The sequence below is a fragment of the Pseudomonas sp. PDM24 genome, assembly GCF_019218905.1.
In the GTDB taxonomy this organism is placed as follows: domain Bacteria; phylum Pseudomonadota; class Gammaproteobacteria; order Pseudomonadales; family Pseudomonadaceae; genus Aquipseudomonas.
Genome location: NZ_JAHUWR010000001.1, coordinates 1,345,988 through 1,364,335, shown reverse-complemented (window position 1 = coordinate 1,364,335; position 18,348 = coordinate 1,345,988). Strand labels below are relative to the sequence as shown.

18 protein-coding genes and 2 pseudogenes are annotated in these 18,348 nt (G+C 56.6%); 14 read left to right on the top strand and 6 right to left on the bottom strand.

The window, feature by feature from the left end:
- Positions 1–66: 66 nt before the first annotated feature.
- The 3 genes from KW837_RS06205 to KW837_RS06195 all read right to left on the bottom strand — a co-directional run bounded on the left by KW837_RS06205 (position 67) and on the right by KW837_RS06195 (position 2,643).
- On the bottom strand, positions 67–1,038 hold the full coding sequence (locus KW837_RS06205) for an SDR family NAD(P)-dependent oxidoreductase (RefSeq protein ID WP_218394901.1): 972 nt from the start codon (positions 1,036–1,038) through the stop codon (positions 67–69).
- Between the two features lie 68 nt (positions 1,039–1,106).
- A complete protein-coding gene (locus KW837_RS06200) occupies positions 1,107–2,024 on the bottom strand; it encodes an oxidoreductase (protein WP_218394900.1) in 918 nt (305 codons plus the stop codon).
- 49 nt (positions 2,025–2,073) lie between these two features.
- On the bottom strand, positions 2,074–2,643 hold the full coding sequence (locus tag KW837_RS06195; protein WP_218394899.1) for a TetR/AcrR family transcriptional regulator: 570 nt from the start codon (positions 2,641–2,643) through the stop codon (positions 2,074–2,076).
- 272 nt (positions 2,644–2,915) lie between these two features.
- On the opposite strand from KW837_RS06195, the gene KW837_RS06190 reads away from it, so the two are divergent.
- The 8 genes and pseudogenes from KW837_RS06190 to KW837_RS06155 all read left to right on the top strand — a co-directional run bounded on the left by KW837_RS06190 (position 2,916) and on the right by KW837_RS06155 (position 10,151).
- Positions 2,916–3,134 (top strand): hypothetical protein, encoded by a 219-nt coding sequence (locus tag KW837_RS06190; protein ID WP_218394898.1) that lies wholly within the window; start codon positions 2,916–2,918, stop codon positions 3,132–3,134.
- A 257-nt stretch (positions 3,135–3,391) separates the two neighbouring features.
- Positions 3,392–3,490, top strand: a pseudogene (locus KW837_RS06185) (LysR family transcriptional regulator); the annotation flags it as partial.
- A gap of 47 nt (positions 3,491–3,537) precedes the next feature.
- Positions 3,538–4,464, top strand: coding sequence for a LysR family transcriptional regulator (locus KW837_RS06180; RefSeq protein ID WP_218394897.1), 927 nt, complete (start codon positions 3,538–3,540; stop codon positions 4,462–4,464).
- 124 nt (positions 4,465–4,588) lie between these two features.
- On the top strand, positions 4,589–5,869 hold the full coding sequence (locus tag KW837_RS06175) for an NAD(P)/FAD-dependent oxidoreductase (RefSeq protein ID WP_218394896.1): 1,281 nt from the start codon (positions 4,589–4,591) through the stop codon (positions 5,867–5,869).
- A gap of 13 nt (positions 5,870–5,882) precedes the next feature.
- Entirely contained in the window at positions 5,883–6,596 is a 714-nt protein-coding gene (locus tag KW837_RS06170) for an SDR family NAD(P)-dependent oxidoreductase (protein ID WP_218394895.1), read from the top strand.
- Between the two features lie 86 nt (positions 6,597–6,682).
- Positions 6,683–8,032, top strand: coding sequence for an MFS transporter (locus KW837_RS06165; protein WP_218394894.1), 1,350 nt, complete (start codon positions 6,683–6,685; stop codon positions 8,030–8,032).
- Positions 8,033–8,040: 8 nt separating this feature from the next.
- Positions 8,041–8,433 carry a Rid family hydrolase gene (locus tag KW837_RS06160; RefSeq protein WP_218394893.1) on the top strand — a complete coding sequence of 131 codons (393 nt, stop codon included), beginning with the start codon at positions 8,041–8,043 and terminating at the stop codon, positions 8,431–8,433.
- Positions 8,434–8,507: 74 nt separating this feature from the next.
- Positions 8,508–10,151: an acetolactate synthase large subunit gene (locus tag KW837_RS06155; RefSeq protein ID WP_218394892.1), complete on the top strand. Its 1,644-nt coding sequence runs from the start codon at positions 8,508–8,510 to the stop codon at positions 10,149–10,151.
- A 93-nt stretch (positions 10,152–10,244) separates the two neighbouring features.
- Here KW837_RS06155 and KW837_RS06150 read toward each other — a convergent pair whose 3' ends face one another.
- Positions 10,245–11,045, bottom strand: a complete 801-nt coding sequence (locus KW837_RS06150) for an aspartate/glutamate racemase family protein (RefSeq protein ID WP_218394891.1) — start codon at positions 11,043–11,045, stop codon at positions 10,245–10,247.
- A 391-nt stretch (positions 11,046–11,436) separates the two neighbouring features.
- Here KW837_RS06150 and KW837_RS06145 point away from each other — a divergent pair.
- From KW837_RS06145 to istB, 6 genes and pseudogenes are all read left to right on the top strand, one after another.
- Positions 11,437–11,643: pseudogene (locus KW837_RS06145) on the top strand (IS5/IS1182 family transposase); the annotation flags it as partial.
- Between the two features lie 337 nt (positions 11,644–11,980).
- Positions 11,981–12,190: a hypothetical protein gene (locus KW837_RS06140; protein ID WP_071495989.1), complete on the top strand. Its 210-nt coding sequence runs from the start codon at positions 11,981–11,983 to the stop codon at positions 12,188–12,190.
- Positions 12,191–12,725: 535 nt separating this feature from the next.
- Positions 12,726–13,427 carry a glutathione S-transferase family protein gene (locus tag KW837_RS06135; protein WP_076030804.1) on the top strand — a complete coding sequence of 234 codons (702 nt, stop codon included), beginning with the start codon at positions 12,726–12,728 and terminating at the stop codon, positions 13,425–13,427.
- A 257-nt stretch (positions 13,428–13,684) separates the two neighbouring features.
- Positions 13,685–14,248: a TetR/AcrR family transcriptional regulator gene (locus KW837_RS06130; RefSeq protein WP_218394890.1), complete on the top strand. Its 564-nt coding sequence runs from the start codon at positions 13,685–13,687 to the stop codon at positions 14,246–14,248.
- A gap of 534 nt (positions 14,249–14,782) precedes the next feature.
- On the top strand, positions 14,783–16,282 hold the full coding sequence (istA, locus tag KW837_RS06125; protein WP_218395161.1) for an IS21 family transposase: 1,500 nt from the start codon (positions 14,783–14,785) through the stop codon (positions 16,280–16,282).
- The gene (istB, locus tag KW837_RS06120; protein ID WP_218394889.1) at positions 16,275–17,078 is read left to right on the top strand and encodes an IS21-like element helper ATPase IstB; all 804 of its coding nucleotides are present in this window, start codon (positions 16,275–16,277) and stop codon (positions 17,076–17,078) included. The genes istA and istB overlap by 8 nt, the downstream gene beginning before the upstream one ends.
- A gap of 283 nt (positions 17,079–17,361) precedes the next feature.
- Here istB and KW837_RS06115 read toward each other — a convergent pair whose 3' ends face one another.
- Positions 17,362–17,829 (bottom strand): hypothetical protein, encoded by a 468-nt coding sequence (locus KW837_RS06115; RefSeq protein WP_218394888.1) that lies wholly within the window; start codon positions 17,827–17,829, stop codon positions 17,362–17,364.
- Positions 17,830–17,957: 128 nt separating this feature from the next.
- The gene (queD, locus tag KW837_RS06110) at positions 17,958–18,320 is read right to left on the bottom strand and encodes a 6-carboxytetrahydropterin synthase QueD (RefSeq protein WP_218394887.1); all 363 of its coding nucleotides are present in this window, start codon (positions 18,318–18,320) and stop codon (positions 17,958–17,960) included.
- Positions 18,321–18,348: the final 28 nt, after the last annotated feature.

Genomic DNA, 18,348 nt, shown 5'->3' with positions numbered 1-18,348 from the left:
AAAATGCTCAATGGGCGTCACGCACGGGGCGAGCGTCATTGCGAAGGGGGATCAAGCACTGTCGCTTCAGTAGCGTTCGCCGACGAGCAACTCGCTCTGGTGCCAGAGCGCAGCTGCGCGCAATGGGTCGAGGGCGTAGGCGCGATAGCCTTCCGACAAGCCATCGTCCTGCGGCGCCTTGAACTCGACCGAGACATGGCAATCCTCGCAGTACCTGCCGCCGATCTCATCGCTGGAGGCCTTGAAAGCCGCCCAGACCGAAGTCGCCGCACCTTGAGGAACCGTTTTCGGTTCGAAGGGCAATAGGCCCTGCTGGGCACGTGTTTCGTTGATGCCTGCCATCCAGCCTTTCAGCATCTCGATATCAACGTTGCGGGTCAGACCAGTGTTGATCACGCCTGGATGGACCGCGACAGCGCGGATGCCCCGATCCTTGTGGCGGCGGTCGAACTCGACAGCAAAAAGCGTATTTGCGGTCTTTGACTGACCATAGGCAGTCGGCCCGTCATAAGTTCGCCGCTCGTAGTTCAGGTCTTCCAGATCAACGTCGCTCATTCGATGCGCGTTGGATGACAGCACGACGACGCGCGAACCCGCGTGCAAAAGCGGAGCGAGTCGGTTGACCAGGACAAAGTGGCCCAGATGATTGGTTCCAATTTGGGTCTCGAAGCCATCGGCCGTATGTCCGTAGTGGGTTGCCATGACACCTGCATTTGCAATGACGACATCGAACGGCTCGGCCTGTAACAACAACTTATCGGTGCAAGCCCTGACGCTGGCGAGTGATCCTAGTTCGAGCTCGATCAGGTCGAAATCGCCGCCCGTGGCTGCGGCCGCGCGGATTGCTCCGGTTGCTGCATATGCTTTGTCTAGATCGCGCACCGTACCCACCACATGAGCCCCGTGAGCAACGAGGGCTCGAGCGGTCTCGAGGCCCAGCCCAGACGAGGTCCCCGTGACAAGAACTCGTTTGCCTTTCAGGTCCAGTCCTGCGAGAACATCGTCGGTGGTGGATGTGGCTCCAAATTTTTCAGTCATATCAAATCACCTGGTTAATTGCCCGATGCAATGCCTCGGGTGAGGGGGAATGGAAACAGACCGTACTGTCAAACGGCAGGCAAGCCGGGATCGACCCCTGTCATGGCGACGGAAACATCCCAAAGCCGCCTGGCGAGCGCCGGATCTTCGGCCAGCGGTGCGCGTTTGGCCTCTCCTGCGACGCCTCTGATCCCTCCGAACCCGGTCGGGCCGTAGTAACCTCCTGGCTTCACGGTACCGGTCGCGGCCAGCAACGCAGGCCATGCTCCCTTGTCTGCACTGTTGAGAAGCAGGCCGACGATCGGCCCGGCCCACTGAGCCGGGCCCATGTGTCGTCCCAGGCTGGTGTTTGCCACACCGGGGTGGACACCAATGGCCGTGACGGGCGAGCGGTTCGCACGCAGGCGGCGGTCCAGCTCGAAGACGAACAGCGCATTCGCGAGCTTGCTGGCGCCATAACGGGCCACCTTGGAGTAGCTGCGCTCGGCATTGAGATCGTCCCAATCGATCTTTGCTTTCAAATGCGCAATGCTGGAAGTAACCACGATGCGCGAGCCCGGCGTCTCGGCCAACTTAGGCAGTAGCAGCGAGGTCAGCGCGAACACGCCCAGATGGTTGACCCCAAACTGCGATTCGAACCCCTGCTTGGTGCGCGTCAGGGGCGGGTACATGATGCCGGCGTTGTTGATGAGCGCATCAATGCGAGGCTCCTGCGACGCTTTTGCGGCGGCCGCCCGTAGGTTCTCGATGTCACCCAGGTCCAATGGCAACCATGTGAGATTGGCGCTGGGCGTGATCTGTTTGATGCGGGCAATGGCCTCCTCCGCCCGCCCCTTTTCGCGGCAACCCAAGAGCACGCGCGCCCCCCGCGCAGCCAGGACTCTGGACAACTCGAACCCCACGCCCGCATTGGCGCCTGTGACGATGAAGCACTTCCCTGACTGGTCAGTAACATCTGCCTCGGTAAAGCCTCTGTGATTTGACATACAAACTCCTAATTTGAGTGATTACATACTCATTTAACAGGCAAAAAAATCAGGCCGCGGAGCCTTTCCAGAACAGGTCGAAGCCCGCCTGCCGAATCGCTTCACGCTCCTTTGGCTTTGCGGCAATGGCGTTCATAGTGATATCTGCCAAATCGAACAGGATCGTGTCGATATAAAAGGCGATTCGTCCAGGGTCAGAATGCCCTGTAAGACACTGTTCCACCATGGCACGAGCTTCGCGGAACATGGCGTGACAGCGCTTGCGACTCGCTGTAGTCACTCGATCCGAGACCTTCAATTGGCGTAGCGCCTTACGCTCAGTGGAATGATTCAGCCCCCACTCGATCAGCCGACTCCAGACCATGAACAGTCGGTCGCGTGCTGACGCATCCACCGGGTATGGCGCCAGCATCGACTCAGCGAGCCCACCCTCTATCTCAATAAACAGCTCATTTAGAAGATCGTCCTTCGACGGAAAGTACGTGAACAACGTCCCTTCAGATACGCCGGCTACCTTGGCGATCTTCGCTGTAGAGGCGCCAGTGCCGAGCTGGGCGATGAGGTCTGAAGCAGCCACGAGCAGGGCCTCACGCTTCGCTTCGCTCAACGGACGAGCCATAGCCTAAAACCTCATATTGAGTGAGTGGACGCTCAATTATTGCATCGAGAATCTTCGTGGTCAACTGGCACAGTTGGGACGTTATCAATCCCCTCAGTCAAGCCACATGGATGGACTGATGCTGGCGCAGGAGTCGCTGGAACCGCTCGGCATAGTCTTCGCCCACAGCAGATGCGCAGGCCCTTATAAGGAAAACCTGCCGCCACGGCCGCATCCGCGATACCCAGCTGGGCCATTGCACGAATACAGTTGGCTTGCACCACGATACCGACATGAAAAACCTTGGTCTCGGGGTTGATCTCGACGATGTCGACCTCGCCCCGGCTTTACGTAGAGCAATGGCGGCGCTGAGTCCACCGATGCCTGCGCCCACGATCAATACTTTTTTGATATCGCTCATCAAGCGTTTCTTTTACGACTATTTCTCGATCGCCGAGCACAGAGGAACCCGGCGTCAACCTGTGTGGAGGGTGGTAAGGGAGCACTTATGAGCGAGATGGGGTTGGGAATACGAGCATGGACTTTCTCCGGATTATTCTTGTTTCCTGCAGCCTGATGCGGGGATGGCTGGGCATGGAGCTACGTTAATCAAGACGCAGACATGCCGGAAATTGTTTGTTCGGATAGGTAGCGTCCATGACATGAATACATTGGTGCGCAGATGGATTCATATTTCAACTTGCGAAACCAATAGGTATAACGGCGATAAATACCTGCGCTCTCAATCATAAAAATACGGAGCAGCCCCATGCGTTTCCATGGTTTGGATTTGAATCTGCTGGGAGTGCTGGATGTGTTGCTCGCAGAAGAGAACATCACCCGCGCTGGCGAGCGCCTTCGCGATACTGCGGAACTGTGTCATTTTGACTTAACAATCGGTGATGGATCTGCTTTATGACTCTGCAACAACTCCACTACTTTCTCGCCGCCATTGAGCACGGTACGTTTTCCAAGGCCGCAGAGAGCCTGCATATTTCACAACCCTCCCTTTCCGAACAGATCCTGCGTCTGGAAGAGCATCTGGGCACGCATGTGTTCATCCGTACCAATCGCCGGCTGGTGCTTACCGAGGCCGGACGGCGTTTGCAGCCGTTTGCGCAAGGCATGGTGACGTCGGCGCGTCAGGGTTATGAAGCGGTGCAGGCGGTGCGGGAACTGTCCGGTGGCGTCGCCAGTTTTGGCACCTTCGGTACGGCGCACCACTATTTTCTCACCGACCTGATCGAGCAGTTCCGCACGCAGCACCCGGACATGCGCATCAAGATCGTGGGCTACAACTCTTCGGAAATTGCCGAACTGGTGAGCCGGGGCGAGATTGAAGCGGGCCTGGTCATGCTGCCGATCAAGCAACAGAACCTTGCCGTGAGCGAGCCGGTGTGGTCGGCCCAGGTGGGGTACATCAGCGCCGACCCTGAGCGACTCAAGGAGCCAAAGACTATCCGCGACCTCGCCGTCGCGCCGCTGATCCTCACCGAGGCGCGCTGGAGCACGGGCGACCCGATTCGCCGGTTACTCGCGCAACTGGCGGCCAAGGGCGGTGAGGTGCTGGACCCGATCATTGAGGTGGAGCATCAGATCACCGGGTTCGAACTCGCCGCACGCGGGCTGGGCGATGTCATTGCCACACGCCCGATCCTGCACCAGTTGGGCTTCAACGACCGCCTCGGCTGGGTGCCCATCACCCCGCCGATCTTCGAGGTGTTTGGCTTCATCCATCGCCACGACACACCGATATCGCCCCCCACGCGAGTGCTGATCAACCTGATGCGCAGCCACCTGAGTCGTATCCAAAACCTGTACGCCCATCTGGAGTCCCTCTAACCATAGGCGATACCTATAGGACACACATGGCTTAGCCCATTCATCCGCCCATTGCATGGACGGATACTCAAGCCACGGACGCCAACAACAGGCGCTTCCAACGTTCGAGGAATGGGGAGTCATAATGTCCAATCACTATTGCATCATTGGCGCCGGGGCCGCTGGCCTTGCCGCCCTGAAGACCATGACCGACGCCGGCTTCCACGTGGACTGTTTCGAGAAGTCCGGGAACATCGGCGGTCACTGGAACACCGACTACGATGCCCTGCATCTGATCACTCCGAAAAGCAGCTCCTGCTTCGACGGCTTCCCCATGCCTGCCGACTATCCGGTTTACCCTAGCCGCGACCAGGTCAAGGCGTACATGAACGACTATGCCGACACCTTCGGCCTGCGCGAGAAAATCTCGTTCAACATCGAAGTGCGCAGTCTCGTTCCGCTGGGTGAAAACGGCGAAGCCGGTTGGCAAATGACGCTCGGCGACGGCACCAGCAAGCATTACGCCGGCGTACTGGTTGCCAACGGTCACCTGTGGGATTGCAAGGTTCCGGAAGTGGGCAAGGGCTTCACCGGGATCTCCATTCATTCCGGCGAATACCGCAATGTGCAGCAGGTGAAAGGCAAAGTCCTGGTCGTCGGCTTCGGCAACTCTGGCTGCGACCTGGCCGTGGATGCGGCGCAGGCCCGCCTGGACACAACCATAGTCATCCGTCGCGGCCAGTTGTTCCAGCCCAAGACTATTTTCGGTGTGCCGCGCGGCGAGCTGCCCTTCCTCGGGCAACTGCCGCCCGAGCAACAGAACATGGTCATGAACATGCTGATCATGGCCAGCGTCGGCACCCACAAGAACTACCCAGGCATGCCCGCACCGGAAACCTACGACCTGGACGCCCAGCCACCGGTGGTCAACACCCTGCTGCTGTACTGGATCCAGCATGGCCGTATCAAGGTCGCCCCGGGCATCGAGCACATCGAAGGCAAAACCGTCACCTTCACCGATGGCAGCCAAGGTGACTACGACACCATCGTCTGGGCCACCGGTTTCAATACGCGCCTGCCGTTCCTCGACGAGAGCCTGCTGCAATGGCGCAACGGCGCACCGTTGCGCACCGCGGCGATGACCTTGCCAACCAACCTGGAAGGTCTGTTTTACATCGGCCTGGGTGCCCCGCGCGGCCCGCAATGGCCAGTGTATTGCGACCAGACCAAACTGGTCATGCGGTTCCTTAAGTTGCGCGCCGCCGGCATGAAAGGCCTGGCCGGAAAATTCGCCAAGCTGCAAATGGCCGAATCTCGCATTGATATCGTCAAGCGTGAATGGCTGAGCAACTACCAGGACACCCAGAGCCAACTGGATGTCATGGAACTTGCACTACTACCCCAACCCCTCCCTGCAATCGCCTGATCGGATGACCACCATGAACAATGCACCTCACTCCAGCGTGATCGTCACCGGCACGTCGTCCGGCATGGGCCAGGCCGTCGCGCAACGTTTCCAGGATGAAGGCTGGCACGTCGTCGCCGTCGACGTGACACCCAGCAAGCAAGCTGCCAGCGCCCTGCTCTCACCGGTCGTAGGCGACATTACCCGCGAAGAAGCACTGACCAGCGCCATCGACGCGGCCCTTGACGGCAAGGCACCCCTGCGGGCAATCGTCAACGCGGCCGGGATCTTCCCCACCTCGTCGCTGGAAAGCTACAGCGAGTCGTTGTACCGGAAAATATTCGATATCAACGTACTGGGCTCATTGAATATCGCTCGCATCGGCAGCCGTCACCTAAAAGCGGCCGGTGGTGGCTCCATCGTATTTTTCGCCTCGGTCGATGCCTTCACCGTCTCCAAAAACCAACTCCTTTACAGCGCCTCAAAAGCCGCAGTGGTGGCAATGACACGCTCCCTGGCCATCGAACTCGCCGACCACAACATCGTGGTGAACGCCCTCGCGCCTGGCTGGGTCGACACTGAAGGGACCCGTGCCGGCGGCCGCATCGAAGCCGCCATCGAGTCCATCCCATTGAAACGCGCGGCGCGCGTTGAAGAAATCGCTGATTGGGTCTGGCAACTGAGTGCCAAACCTTCCTACATCACTGGCGAATCGCTGTGCATCGCCGGGGGTGTATTCATGCGCTGACCCGAGCGCAGGCCCCACGCGTCAGACGTGGGCCTGCTCCTCCTATTGACTGCTGCCTCACTACAATTATTCCAGAGGGCAATATCATGGGCGAATTACACGCTACGGCAATTCCCGAGTTTTCCAGCGACCGTGCACCCGACGAGCAATCGCGCAAGCGCCTGTCAAAAGCTGTCATCGGTGTGACACTTGGCAACATGGTCGAATGGTTCGACTTTGCGCTGTACTCCTCGTTGGCCGGTATCATCGGCAAGACGTTTTTCCACTCTGAAAATCACGCCACACAGCTGATGGCGATCTACGCCACCTTCGCCGCCGGGTTTCTTATCCGTCCGCTAGGCAGCTTGATCTTTGGCCCGATCGGCGACAAATACGGGCGTCGTACCGCGTTGTCGCTCAGCATTTCGCTAATGGCGATCGCGACCTTCACCATCGCCTTGATCCCCGGATATGCCAGCATCGGCATATTCGCGCCCATTCTCTTGGTACTGATGAGACTGCTACAGGGTCTTTCCACCGGCGGCGAATACGGTGGTTCCTGCACCTTCATCGCTGAACACAGCCCGGACAAGCGCCGCGGCTACTTCACCAGTTGGCTGGAGTTCGGCAACATCTCGGGCTTCCTGATCGGTGGTGCGGTGGTCAGCCTGTTTACACTGGGGCTGGGTGAACAAGCCATGAGCGAATGGGGCTGGCGTGTGCCTTTCGCCATCGGTGGTGTGCTCGGCCTGATTGCGCTGTACCTGCGACTGGGCCTGGAAGAAACCCCGGTCTTCAAGGAAATCCAAAAGAACGAAGCCCTGCAAAAGTCGACCTCTGGCGAGAAAACCAACCTATTCAGCTTGATGGTCAGCGAGTGGCCGCAGATGCTCAAGTGCATGGGGCTGGTGACCGTATTCAACGTCACCTACTACATCGTCCTTGGCTACATCCCCGGCTACCTGGAGAACGTGCTTGGCTACAGCAACAGCTTCAGTCTTTCCCTGGGTCTGGCAGCCACCTTGTTCATGCTCGTCCTGATCCCCGTTTCCGGGCATATGGCTGATCGCTTCGGACGCAATCGCATGATCACCTGCGGCTGTGTGCTGCTGATCGTGATGGCGTTCCCCTGCTTCATGCTGCTGCACACCGGGCAGGTCGGCTTCCTGTTCGCAGCTCTGCTGACGCTGACCCTGTCGCAACTATTTTTTGAAGGTGCGATGCCGGCGACCCTGACTTCACTGTTCGGTGCCCGCGTTCGCTACAGCGCCCTGGCCATCAGCTATAACATCGCCGTATCGCTGTTCGGCGGCACCGCCCCGCTGATCAACACCTGGCTGATCTCCACCACCGGCAATCAGATGATTCCCGCCTGGTACCTGATCGCCGGTGCCATGGTCGGCCTCGTATCGATCCTGTTCGTCAAGGACTCCACCGGTAAACCCCTTCCAAAATGAGACACGACATGACCAGCAAAACAACATCACGGCAAAACATTTCTTCGGGCGGCCAGTATGAATCGGTGTTCGGTTACTCCCGCGCCGTGCGCGTGGGTAACCATCTGCACATTTCCGGCACATGCGCATCGCCCGACTACGAACACAGCAATGCCTACGAACAGGCCCAGGCCATTCTCGGCACAGTGAAAAAGGTCCTGGCCGAAGCCGAGATGAGCGTTGAGGACGTGGTACGCACCGTGGTCTACCTGCGCGACATCAACGATGCCGCGATTGTGGCCAAGGCCCACAGCGAAGTGTTCGACGGCATCCGCCCGGCCAGCAGCCTGATCCAGGTGGACTCGATGCTGCGGCCCTGGCAGAAAGTCGAAATCGAAACCTACGCCATCGTCGCCGACTAATCGTTCACGCACCACCACAGAGGCCGCGACCCTGTCGCGGCCTTTTTTTGACCCGCAAAAAGGCTGACCCCATCATGATCAAAGCTGCCGAGTTAGTTGTGAAGTGTCTGGAAAACGAAGGTGTGGAGTACGTGTTCGGTATTCCCGGTGAAGAAAACCTGGACCTGCTGGACTCACTTTCGCGCTCATCAATCAAGCTAGTCCTGACCCGTCATGAGCAACCTGCGGGCTTCATGGCCGCAACTTATGGCCGCCTCACTGGCAAGACCGGTGTGTGCCTGTCGACCCTAGGTCCCGGAGCGACCAACCTGGTAACTGCCAGTGCGTACGCCTATCTGGGTGGCATGCCGATGATGATGATCACCGGCCAGAAACCGATCAAGAAATCCAAGCAGGGTCGTTTCCAGATTCTCGACGTGTGCGCGATGATGGCGCCACTCACCAAGTACACCCACCAACTCGCCTCGGCGGATAACATCCCGTCGCGCATCCGCGAAGCCATTCGCCTGGCCGAAGAAGAGAAACCAGGCTCGGTACACCTGGAGCTTCCAGAGGACATCGCCGCCGAATACACCGAAAGCACGCCGATTGCCCCAAGTCTGAGCCGGCGCCCCGTGGCTGAACACAAGGCGATCAGTGCCGCCGTGGCCAAGCTTGAAGAGGCGCGCAGCCCGGTGCTGGTGACCGGCGCCGGTGCCAACCGCAAAATGACCGCGCGGGTCTTGCGCCAACTGATCGAAAAAACCGGCATCCCGTTCATCACTACGCAAATGGGAAAGGGCGTGGTGGACGAGCGCCATCCGCGCTTCCTCGGCAACGCGGCGCTGTCGGCGGGGGATTTCGTCCATCGTGCGCTGGAGTCAGCCGACCTGATCGTCAATATCGGCCACGACGTGATCGAGAAGCCGCCCTTCTTCATGGTCCGTGGTGGGACCGAAGTGGTGCACATCAGCTTCCGCTCCGCCGAGGTCGACCCGGTATACTTCCCGCAGATTGAAGTGGTGGGCGACATCGCCAACGCTGTCTGGCAAATCAAGGAAAGCATCGAAGTGCAGCCCACCTGGGACTTCGAACGCCTGCTGACTATCCGCGAAGCCAATGAGGCCCATATCGCCGAAGGCAGCGACGACGCGCGTTTCCCGGTGTACCCGCAGCGACTGGTGGCGGACCTGCGCGCAGTGCTGCCATCCGATGGCATCGTCGCGCTGGACAATGGCATCTACAAAATCTGGTTCGCCCGCAACTACAAGGCCTACATGCCCAATACGGTGCTGCTGGACAACGCCCTAGCAACCATGGGCGCTGGCCTGCCTTCAGCCATGGCCGCACGCCTGGTATACCCCGACACGCCAATCGTGGCGGTTTGCGGTGACGGTGGTTTCATGATGAACAGCCAGGAAATCGAAACCGCCGTACGACTGAACATGAACCTGGTCATCATCATCCTACGCGACGACGCCTATGGCATGATCCGCTGGAAGCAGCAACAGATGGGCTTCACTGACTTCGGTCTGGACTACGGCAACCCGGACTTCGTGCGATACGCCCAGAGCTACGGCGCCCATGGCCACCGGGTAGAAAGCGCAGCGAATTTCGCCCCGTTGGTCACCCAGTGCCTGCAAACCCCAGGTGTTCATGTGATTGATTGCCCCGTGGACTACTCGGACAACGAAAAGATTTTGCTGCATGACATCAAAACCCTGAGCGCCAGCGTCTGAAACAAGATCGCAGCCTCGCTTCGCTAGACAGCCCCTACAGAACGTAAGTCCGAGGATTAGCTGTCGAGTGCAACGAGGCTGCGATCTTATTTTTTAATCGCCGATAGGCAAAAGACCCAACGCCTTACGCGCTTGGGCAATGGCCCCTGGTGCAATACCGGCAAACAGGTTTGCACCGCTTTTTACCAACCCGGTGCACTGGGCAATACCCACCATGGCCTCCAGGCATTTAAGCGCCACCGTTGACGAATCCATTACCGGAACGTCCGTGCCCTGCACCTGCCGATAACCGGCACGCCGCAACAGCGGCCCATAATAAGCGCAGCCCACCAGAATGACGTCCGCACCATCGGCGATGCATTGCCGCGCCACGGCTTCCAGCCTCGGAATAAAACGTTCGTCCGGCGAATGCGTAGTCTCCAGCAGTAATTGGGCATCCGAAAATGGCTGGATCGAGCGCACCGGCCGGCGGATGCAACGCTCGGTCAGACCATAGCCGATGATGTCACGCTCGATGGCCACTGCGGTTTTCTCCGACACGGTGATTACCGCAAATCGCTGTCCCATAGCGAGCGACGCCAGCATCGACTGTTCGCCGACCGATGCCACTGGGATATCGAGCATTTCCCTGGCCTCCCACAGTGGATCGTTCCAGCAACCGAGGAGCACTCCGTCATAACCGTCAGACTGGGCCTTGATAGCCGCCTCCACCATGAGTACCGAGTTCAGATGTTCGGCGTACAGCGAACGGGTAAAACCACCGCTGTTGTCGAGGAAGCGAAAATCAAGCTTCGTACCAAGCGCCAGCGTGCCGCAGAGCGTGTCGTGGATAGTGTTCCACAACGGCTCAAGAGCCGAATTGCGGCCCGTGGGATGAATCCAGCAAAGCTTCATGGTGTGGAATTCCTGTCGGACAGAAAGACCAGCGAAATAGGTCGCCGGTTGGAAGGGGCACAATCAGAGCATCGGATACCGAGTGTCGTGGAGCATTGTTGCGCTCTTTACGCGGGGGGATGAACAGGACGTTTCCAGTACGTTATATAGGCAATGCCTATACCTGAAAGTATCGGATTCCTCTGACCATTTTTGGTCGATTGCGGTTGTTGTAGACAGCCATAAAACGGTCAGTTTCTGCCGATGCGACCTTCTGCAATGGGTCGGCAGCAGTAGTCCATAAATACCTGCTTTTGGGCGACTCTGTTGCAAAAGTAGCTCCCCTGTCTGGCCTGCGGCAAAATCTCTGCATTGGCCAGCAGGGAAGCAGGGAAGCAGGGAAGCAGGCAGCATGATGGGACAGTTATCGAGTGGGCAGGAGCGACTGTTTTACTCGTTCAACCTTGAAGATCACATCCCAGCCAATCACCTTCTGCGCAGCATTGATCAATGTCTCGATCTGAGCGACCTGCGCCATTACCTCGCCGATTTTTATAGCCCGATTGGGCGTCCGTCGATTGATCCTGAACTGATGATCCGCATGCTGATCGTCGGCTACGAGCCTTCATAAAAGCGGTAGAAGATCGGCTGAAAATTGCCCCATCAGCAGACCCAGAGATGGCACAACCCTGGATCGATTGGGCTCGCAAGCAGGCTGATCTCCTGGATCCTCTGCAAGAGAATCTGGCATTAATTACCGCTTTGGACGTAGAGCTAGAAAGCTGGTTCAGTGGCTCACACTACGGACAGGTAGAGAAAGGTTGGTGGTCTGAGTAGTGGGCGACGATATAAAACTCAGGAAACACGCCTTTGAATGGGCTCTAATCGTAACGTGTAGACAATTGGTCATCTCCAATTCTCATGCTGCTACGCTGTCCTCACACGGAGGATAACCAATGACTAATTCAGACCTGCTCCCTTCCCTGCTTTTTAAGATCAATCAAAACCAACTCGCCCTCGAAGCTGCCATCATGGAGTTAACACTTTGGGTCGAGCATCGCGGTTCTGCTGAAGTTGCAGAGAACGTCCGTGGTGCGCTAGACACAATCAGCAAAAACGAAGAGTTCATCAAAATGACACTCGCGGTGCTGATGGCGCCGGAGTGACGTCGTCTGGGGATCACATGGCCCGCGCTGCTTAATGCCTACGCGGGTAAAAGTATCCAAAAAATCCCGTTGGGTGACTGCCTAAAAATTGCTTCTGCAACTCGACCGTTGACGGCTTCCTCAGACTGCCTTCATCTATTGACAACAGCAGCAGTCGGCCAATAGCTGACTGTCGAATAATCATCGAAAATGATTCAAATAGATCACCGTCCGGTAGACACGCCTTGACGAATTCATCTTAGGACGACGGCGTGAGCAAGGTGCTCTTGTTGAGGATTGCGGTGGGTGGTCAAGTCCATGCAGTTACGCAGCTGGGATAACGCGAGTGAGACTCGCGACCGATGTTAGGTTGCCCGCCCTTTCCCGCTGAAGCGAGCGATTCACCTCAATCGAACCAATGCAGCCAGAAAATTCCCATCAAAAAACTTTCACCTAACAAATGTTAGATAGGTGTTGACGTGCATCGAATCTCCCGCTAAGGTTTGTATACCTAACGTTAGTTAGGCAGCCCGGCCACCAATCTGTAGGATCGACCATGACTACTAAACTTCAGCTTTTCACTTCGCCTTCGGCCTTTCCGAACCCACAGCGTCTGCGTCTGTTCATGCACGAAAAGGGCATCGCTGACCAATTTGCCGAGACCATCTATGACATGTCCCCTGTAGGCGAACAGCGTGGCTGGCGTCATTTGAATATGAACCCGTGGGGCGAAACTCCCACCCTCCAACTGGCTGACGGTAGCTACATTTCCGAAACGGCTGCCATCGTTCGTTATCTTGACCAAGAGTATCCCGGTCGCAAGATCATGGGAGAGACCGCACTGGAACAGGGTCTGGATAACATGTGGGATAACCGGGTGTGGGTGCACATCCTGTACCGCATCGTTACAGCGTTTCACGTGTTGCACACCGGACTCGGCTTCAAGCTAGAACTGACCAAGAATGAGGCTTGGGGCGAACACTGCCGCAAGGAAGCTTTGGCTCACGCTGCACTGGTCAATCGTCATTTGTCAGACGGCCGCGAATGGCTGCTCGGCGGCGATGCCCCGACCTTCTCGGACATCACCCTGGCAACCGCGATTGCCTTCTCGAAATTCCCGGTCAATGCCACTCCACTGGACGAGCGTTTTGAGTTCCTAGATGCGTACTGGCAGCGCTGGACAAAACGTCCAAGCTTCCAAGCTGCCTACGCTGATCACAACAGCGGCATTCCTGAGCTGGATTCGCCAGCCCAATAACAGCTTCTCAATGGAAACTCCGGCGCGCCGAGATCGCCGCCCCCCTGGCTTTCTCGGTGACCGTAGGGAGCTCGTCACGTCGCTGGTATCGACTGGCGATGCTGCTTGCTGAACCATGATGGCACGGCTTCTGTCTGAGCACCCAAGTCAGATTGAACTCACTGCTCTCACTGACAATCTACCTGTCAAAAGGTAGGTCTTTGCTGTAAATTAGCTTTCCCTATTTAAGAGATCGTCCCAAGACGAAAGGCACCAAGATGAGCGTCAACTCCAAGGAAGCCATTTTGTTGGCGGCCAAGAAAATTGCCCAATCACAGGGCTACAATGGTTTGAATTTCCGCGACCTTGCGCAAGATGTTGGTATCAAAGCGGCGAGTATTTACTACCATTTTCCAAGCAAAGCCGATCTGGGTATTGCCGTTGCCAAACGATATTGGGAGGACGGTGCGCTCGCGCTCGAGACGATCGAATCAGAAAGCCCGTCTCCGATTGACGCTCTGCGTCGCTTTCCTGAAATATTCCGAAGATCGCTTGAGGCCGACAATCGTCTCTGCCTGGGCAGTTTCATGGGCGCTGAAACCGATACTTTGCCCATTGAGATGACAAAAGAAATTCAGACCTTTGCTGATGTCAACATTGCATGGCTAAGCAAGCTTCTATTGGCTGCGAAGGTGTGCGAATCAAGTGAGAGTGAATCTAGAGCACGTGCAATTTTCGCAGCTATTCTCGGTGCCCAGCTCTTTGCTAGAAGTCGCTCGGATATCTCGCTTTTCGATGCCCTGGTCGATTCATACCGCGCGTTCGGACCTCTGCCGACTTAGCAACTGACTGCGACCCGGTTCGGCGAACGGGCGGCTTCGTCGATGCGCGTCCAATGCGAAGCGGCATAGCTGTTGCGAAATTGCACCCCACTTTGACTACCTGATTGCATCGGTACTGACCGCTCGATTGAACTGCACTTGACCAGGCGTTTGCACTCGATCTGCCAAGCATGCTTAGTAACATGATCGATTGAGAGCTGCTCGTTGCTGTCGGTAGCGACAGGCAGAAATCGGCCAAAAGCGGTCTATCATCCGCTCAGATTTACACGGACAACAAGATTTATCCCACGAGCGCCAACGATCAATTTAAAGGTGCATGCCGACACAGTGCTCAACCCGGATAGTCCTCAGAATCGAAGTCGCCGTATTTGAGCCGAAGGGCCGACCAGGCCGCTAAAAGCTGCTGCTGATGTGCAATGTGTTGCCGCTGACCGAAAACTGACCCAGTAAAGGCTGTTCTGCCGACTGAAAACTGACCCAGGTGTTCAACTGCTTCTGCTCACTTTTCGAGCAGGAGAACACAGGGTGATCAGCATGGAAATGTTGGGAAAAATCCGGCGGATGTACTTCCGCGACAAGCTCTCGCTGCATCAGATAGCCACGCGTACCGGGCTGTCGAGAAACACCATCCGAAAATGGGTCAGAGCGCCCGAAGCAACTCAGCCGGCGTACCAGCGCAGCGCAACCTTCAACAAACTCAGCCCATTCCACGAGACGCTGGAACAGGCGCTGAAGGCCGATTCGTTCCGGGCAAAGCACAACCGCAGGAGCGCCAAAGCACTTTTCGAGCAGATCAAGGCCGAGGGTTATGACGGCGGCTACAGCCAGCTCACAGCGTTTGTACGTTCGTGGCGAGGTGAGCAAGGCAAGTCTTTACGCGCTTTTGTACCGCTGACGTTTGCACTCGGAGAGGCCTTCCAGTTTGACTGGAGCGAAGAAGGTCTGCTGATCGGTGGCCTGTTTCGACGCATCCAGGTCTCCCACATGAAGCTGTGCGCCAGTCGCGCATTTTGGTTGGTTGCGTATCCCAGCCAAGGCCACGAGATGTTGTTCGATGCCCATACCCGCTCGTTTGGCGCGTTAGGTGGGGTGCCGCGTCGCGGCATCTACGACAACATGAAAACGGCTGTCGACAAGGTCAACAAAGGCAAAGGTCGCACGGTCAATGCCCGGTTTGCCGTCATGTGTGCCCACTACCTATTCGATCCGGACTTCTGCAACGTGGCCTCTGGCTGGGAAAAAGGCATTGTCGAAAAGAACGTACAGGACAGCCGGCGGCGCATCTGGCTCGATGCTCAAAACTGCATGTTCCACACCTTTGAAGAACTGAATGTCTGGCTCGGCCAACGCTGTCGTGCGCTCTGGAGCGAGCTGGTGCACCCGCAGTACAACGGGCTGACGGTGGCGGACGTCCTGGAGTTGGAACGGGTCGAAATGATGCCAATGCCCACGGCCTTTGATGGCTATGTCGAACGCACCGTGCGGGTCTCCAGCACCTGCCTGATCAGCGTGGCGCGAAATCGCTACTCTGTGCCGTGTGAGCGGGTCGGCCAGTGGGTCAGCAGCCGTCTGTATCCTTCCCGGGTGGTTGTCATCGCCGATGAAACGACGATTGCCAGTCACGAGCGTCTCTTTGATCGAGACCAGGTCAGCTTCGACTGGCAGCACTACATCCCGCTTATCGAGCGCAAGCCGGGAGCGCTGCGCAATGGCGCTCCGTTTGCTGATCTGCCGAAGCCGTTGCAACTGCTAAAACGCGGTCTGAGGCGTCACACCAACGGTGATCGAATCATGACGCAGGTACTGGCGGCTGTTCCCATCGCCGGGCTCGATGCCGTGTTGGTGGCTGTGGAGTTGGTACTTGAATCAGGCAGCTTGAGCGCTGACCACATCCTGAATGTCCTGGCTCGACTGACATCGACAGCAGCCCCTCCGTCCGCCGAAACCAGCCTTCAACTCAAGATAGCGCCTGTCGCCAATACGGCGCGCTACGACCGGCTCCGTACCACCGATGAGGAGACTCGCAATGCGTGATCTTATGGCGGAACTCAAAGAACTGCGTCTGCATGGCATGGCCAGCGCCTGGGAAGAACTGACGTCCCAAGGAGAAGCCTCGACGGCGTCATCGAAATGGCTGCTCGAACATCTGCTTCAACAGGAACATGCAGATCGCGCCGTACGCTCTGTGAATCATCAGATGAACATGGCCAAACTCCCCATGCATCGCGATCTGGCCGGCTTCGACTTCAGCGCTTCCAGCGCAGACGCCCGCTTGGTCAGGGATCTGTCCAACCTGGAGTTCACCGATACCGCGCAGAATGTCGTGTTCATCGGCGGGCCTGGAACAGGCAAAACCCATCTGGCCACCGCCTTGGCCGTGTCCGGGATCACGACGCATAACAAGCGCGTGCGCTTCTACTCCACGGTGGATCTGGTCAATCTGCTGGAGCGCGAGAAGTACGACGGCAAGACGGGCCGCATAGCTCAAGGGCTGTTACGAACAGACCTGGTGATACTCGATGAACTGGGGTATTTGCCCTTCAGCCAGAGCGGTGGTGCCCTGTTATTTCACTTGCTGTCCAAACTGTACGAGCACACCAGCGTGGTGATCACCACCAACCTCAGCTTCTCGGAATGGTCGAGTGTGTTTGGTGACGCCAAGATGACCACGGCGTTGCTGGATCGGCTGACACACCACTGCCACATCGTCGAAACGGGCAATGAGTCCTACCGCCTGCAACACAGCAGCTTGGTCGCCCAGACCAAGATCAAATCACGTGAACGAAAGCGCAAAGACGATGATGATGCCGAGGACGATGCGCCGTTTTGATCTGCACCGAAAATACCCTGCCGCATGTCTCCATGCGGTCGGGCTCGTGCATCTATCACCGGGACACTGCTGCTAAGCTTATCCACAATTGCTGATGCAAAAATCAGCAATCCGCCCTGGGTCAATTTTCAATCGGCAGGGTGGGTCAGTTTTCAATCAGCGCCGACAAACTGAGTTTCGGTGCAGTGCAACGTTGCCAAATTAGCACCTTTAGCACGGGATAGCCTGACACCATGACCTGCCTTGCTCAATCGATACATACGCCTTGATCAGTGCCCAAACTTTACTCCACGTCAGTATCTAATTGTATCGACACGACCAATGCTCGACGATAACGTAGAGGAGATGCATGAAAATCAACAACCAGCACTCGAGGTGCAACGGACACCAATGTTTTTATCCGTTCCACAGGAACTGAGACGTAGACCGAGAGCAGTCGACCATTAGCGCTCATCGAGCCAATACTTGGAGTAATACTCTCATTTTGGATCAAGGTAACACCTTCCACCAATTGAATTTCTATCTCCGGATACTTAAATTCCTCTGGATAAATCACAGTACCTTTGAAAGTGAGGACCGCGAATTCTTGGATAGCGTCATCCCCAGATGATACTTCGCGTCGGGTAGCCATTCGAAATGACCACGAAAAGTCCCAAGAAGCAATCTTCGCCTGGTACCATTTAAGAGAATATGGTGAAAGAGTCTGAGCAAGTCTAGCACTTTTACCTCGACCGTTGTTAGGCTTTACCATATCCACCTCCCTACAGGGCGAGTGTCGAGCCAGACAAGAAAACTGCCACTAAACTCGACAATGAAAGCCTAGACCTATCCAGTAAACTACACAATGCGCATAGTTCCACTTTCTTTACACGAGAGTGGTTATACCTCTGGCCCTCTATAAATACATCCACTTGTACATGTCTCGTGAATACGTACTGCGGATAGTTCTGGAAGCAATGGCTTTAGCTCCTGCCAAACCCAAACGGCTAAAACCTCGCTCGTCGGATTTTCCAATCCGGGAATTTCATTAAGATAATTGTGATCTAAGCGTTCATACAGAGGCGCGAAGATTTCCTTTATCTCGGAAAAATCCCTGACCCAACCCGACGTTCTATCGACAGGGCCATCAATATAAATTGCAATACGAAAGGAGTGACCATGCAGACGCCCACATTTGTGCCCATCTGGAACATTGGGCAGTCGATGAGCGGCCTCAAAAACGAACTCTTTAAAAATCTCCACAGATCCCTCCCGTATCTCACGCGACAAA

Coding starts and splice junctions, on each gene's coding strand:
- KW837_RS06205 (WP_218394901.1), bottom strand. CDS start 1,038: ATGACTGAAAAATTTGGAGCCACATCCACCACCGACGATGTTCTCGCA.
- KW837_RS06200 (WP_218394900.1), bottom strand. CDS start 2,024: ATGTCAAATCACAGAGGCTTTACCGAGGCAGATGTTACTGACCAGTCA.
- KW837_RS06195 (WP_218394899.1), bottom strand. CDS start 2,643: ATGGCTCGTCCGTTGAGCGAAGCGAAGCGTGAGGCCCTGCTCGTGGCT.
- KW837_RS06190 (WP_218394898.1), top strand. CDS start 2,916: ATGAAAAACCTTGGTCTCGGGGTTGATCTCGACGATGTCGACCTCGCC.
- KW837_RS06180 (WP_218394897.1), top strand. CDS start 3,538: ATGACTCTGCAACAACTCCACTACTTTCTCGCCGCCATTGAGCACGGT.
- KW837_RS06175 (WP_218394896.1), top strand. CDS start 4,589: ATGTCCAATCACTATTGCATCATTGGCGCCGGGGCCGCTGGCCTTGCC.
- KW837_RS06170 (WP_218394895.1), top strand. CDS start 5,883: ATGAACAATGCACCTCACTCCAGCGTGATCGTCACCGGCACGTCGTCC.
- KW837_RS06165 (WP_218394894.1), top strand. CDS start 6,683: ATGGGCGAATTACACGCTACGGCAATTCCCGAGTTTTCCAGCGACCGT.
- KW837_RS06160 (WP_218394893.1), top strand. CDS start 8,041: ATGACCAGCAAAACAACATCACGGCAAAACATTTCTTCGGGCGGCCAG.
- KW837_RS06155 (WP_218394892.1), top strand. CDS start 8,508: ATGATCAAAGCTGCCGAGTTAGTTGTGAAGTGTCTGGAAAACGAAGGT.
- KW837_RS06150 (WP_218394891.1), bottom strand. CDS start 11,045: ATGAAGCTTTGCTGGATTCATCCCACGGGCCGCAATTCGGCTCTTGAG.
- KW837_RS06140 (WP_071495989.1), top strand. CDS start 11,981: ATGACTAATTCAGACCTGCTCCCTTCCCTGCTTTTTAAGATCAATCAA.
- KW837_RS06135 (WP_076030804.1), top strand. CDS start 12,726: ATGACTACTAAACTTCAGCTTTTCACTTCGCCTTCGGCCTTTCCGAAC.
- KW837_RS06130 (WP_218394890.1), top strand. CDS start 13,685: ATGAGCGTCAACTCCAAGGAAGCCATTTTGTTGGCGGCCAAGAAAATT.
- istA (WP_218395161.1), top strand. CDS start 14,783: ATGGAAATGTTGGGAAAAATCCGGCGGATGTACTTCCGCGACAAGCTC.
- istB (WP_218394889.1), top strand. CDS start 16,275: ATGCGTGATCTTATGGCGGAACTCAAAGAACTGCGTCTGCATGGCATG.
- KW837_RS06115 (WP_218394888.1), bottom strand. CDS start 17,829: ATGGTAAAGCCTAACAACGGTCGAGGTAAAAGTGCTAGACTTGCTCAG.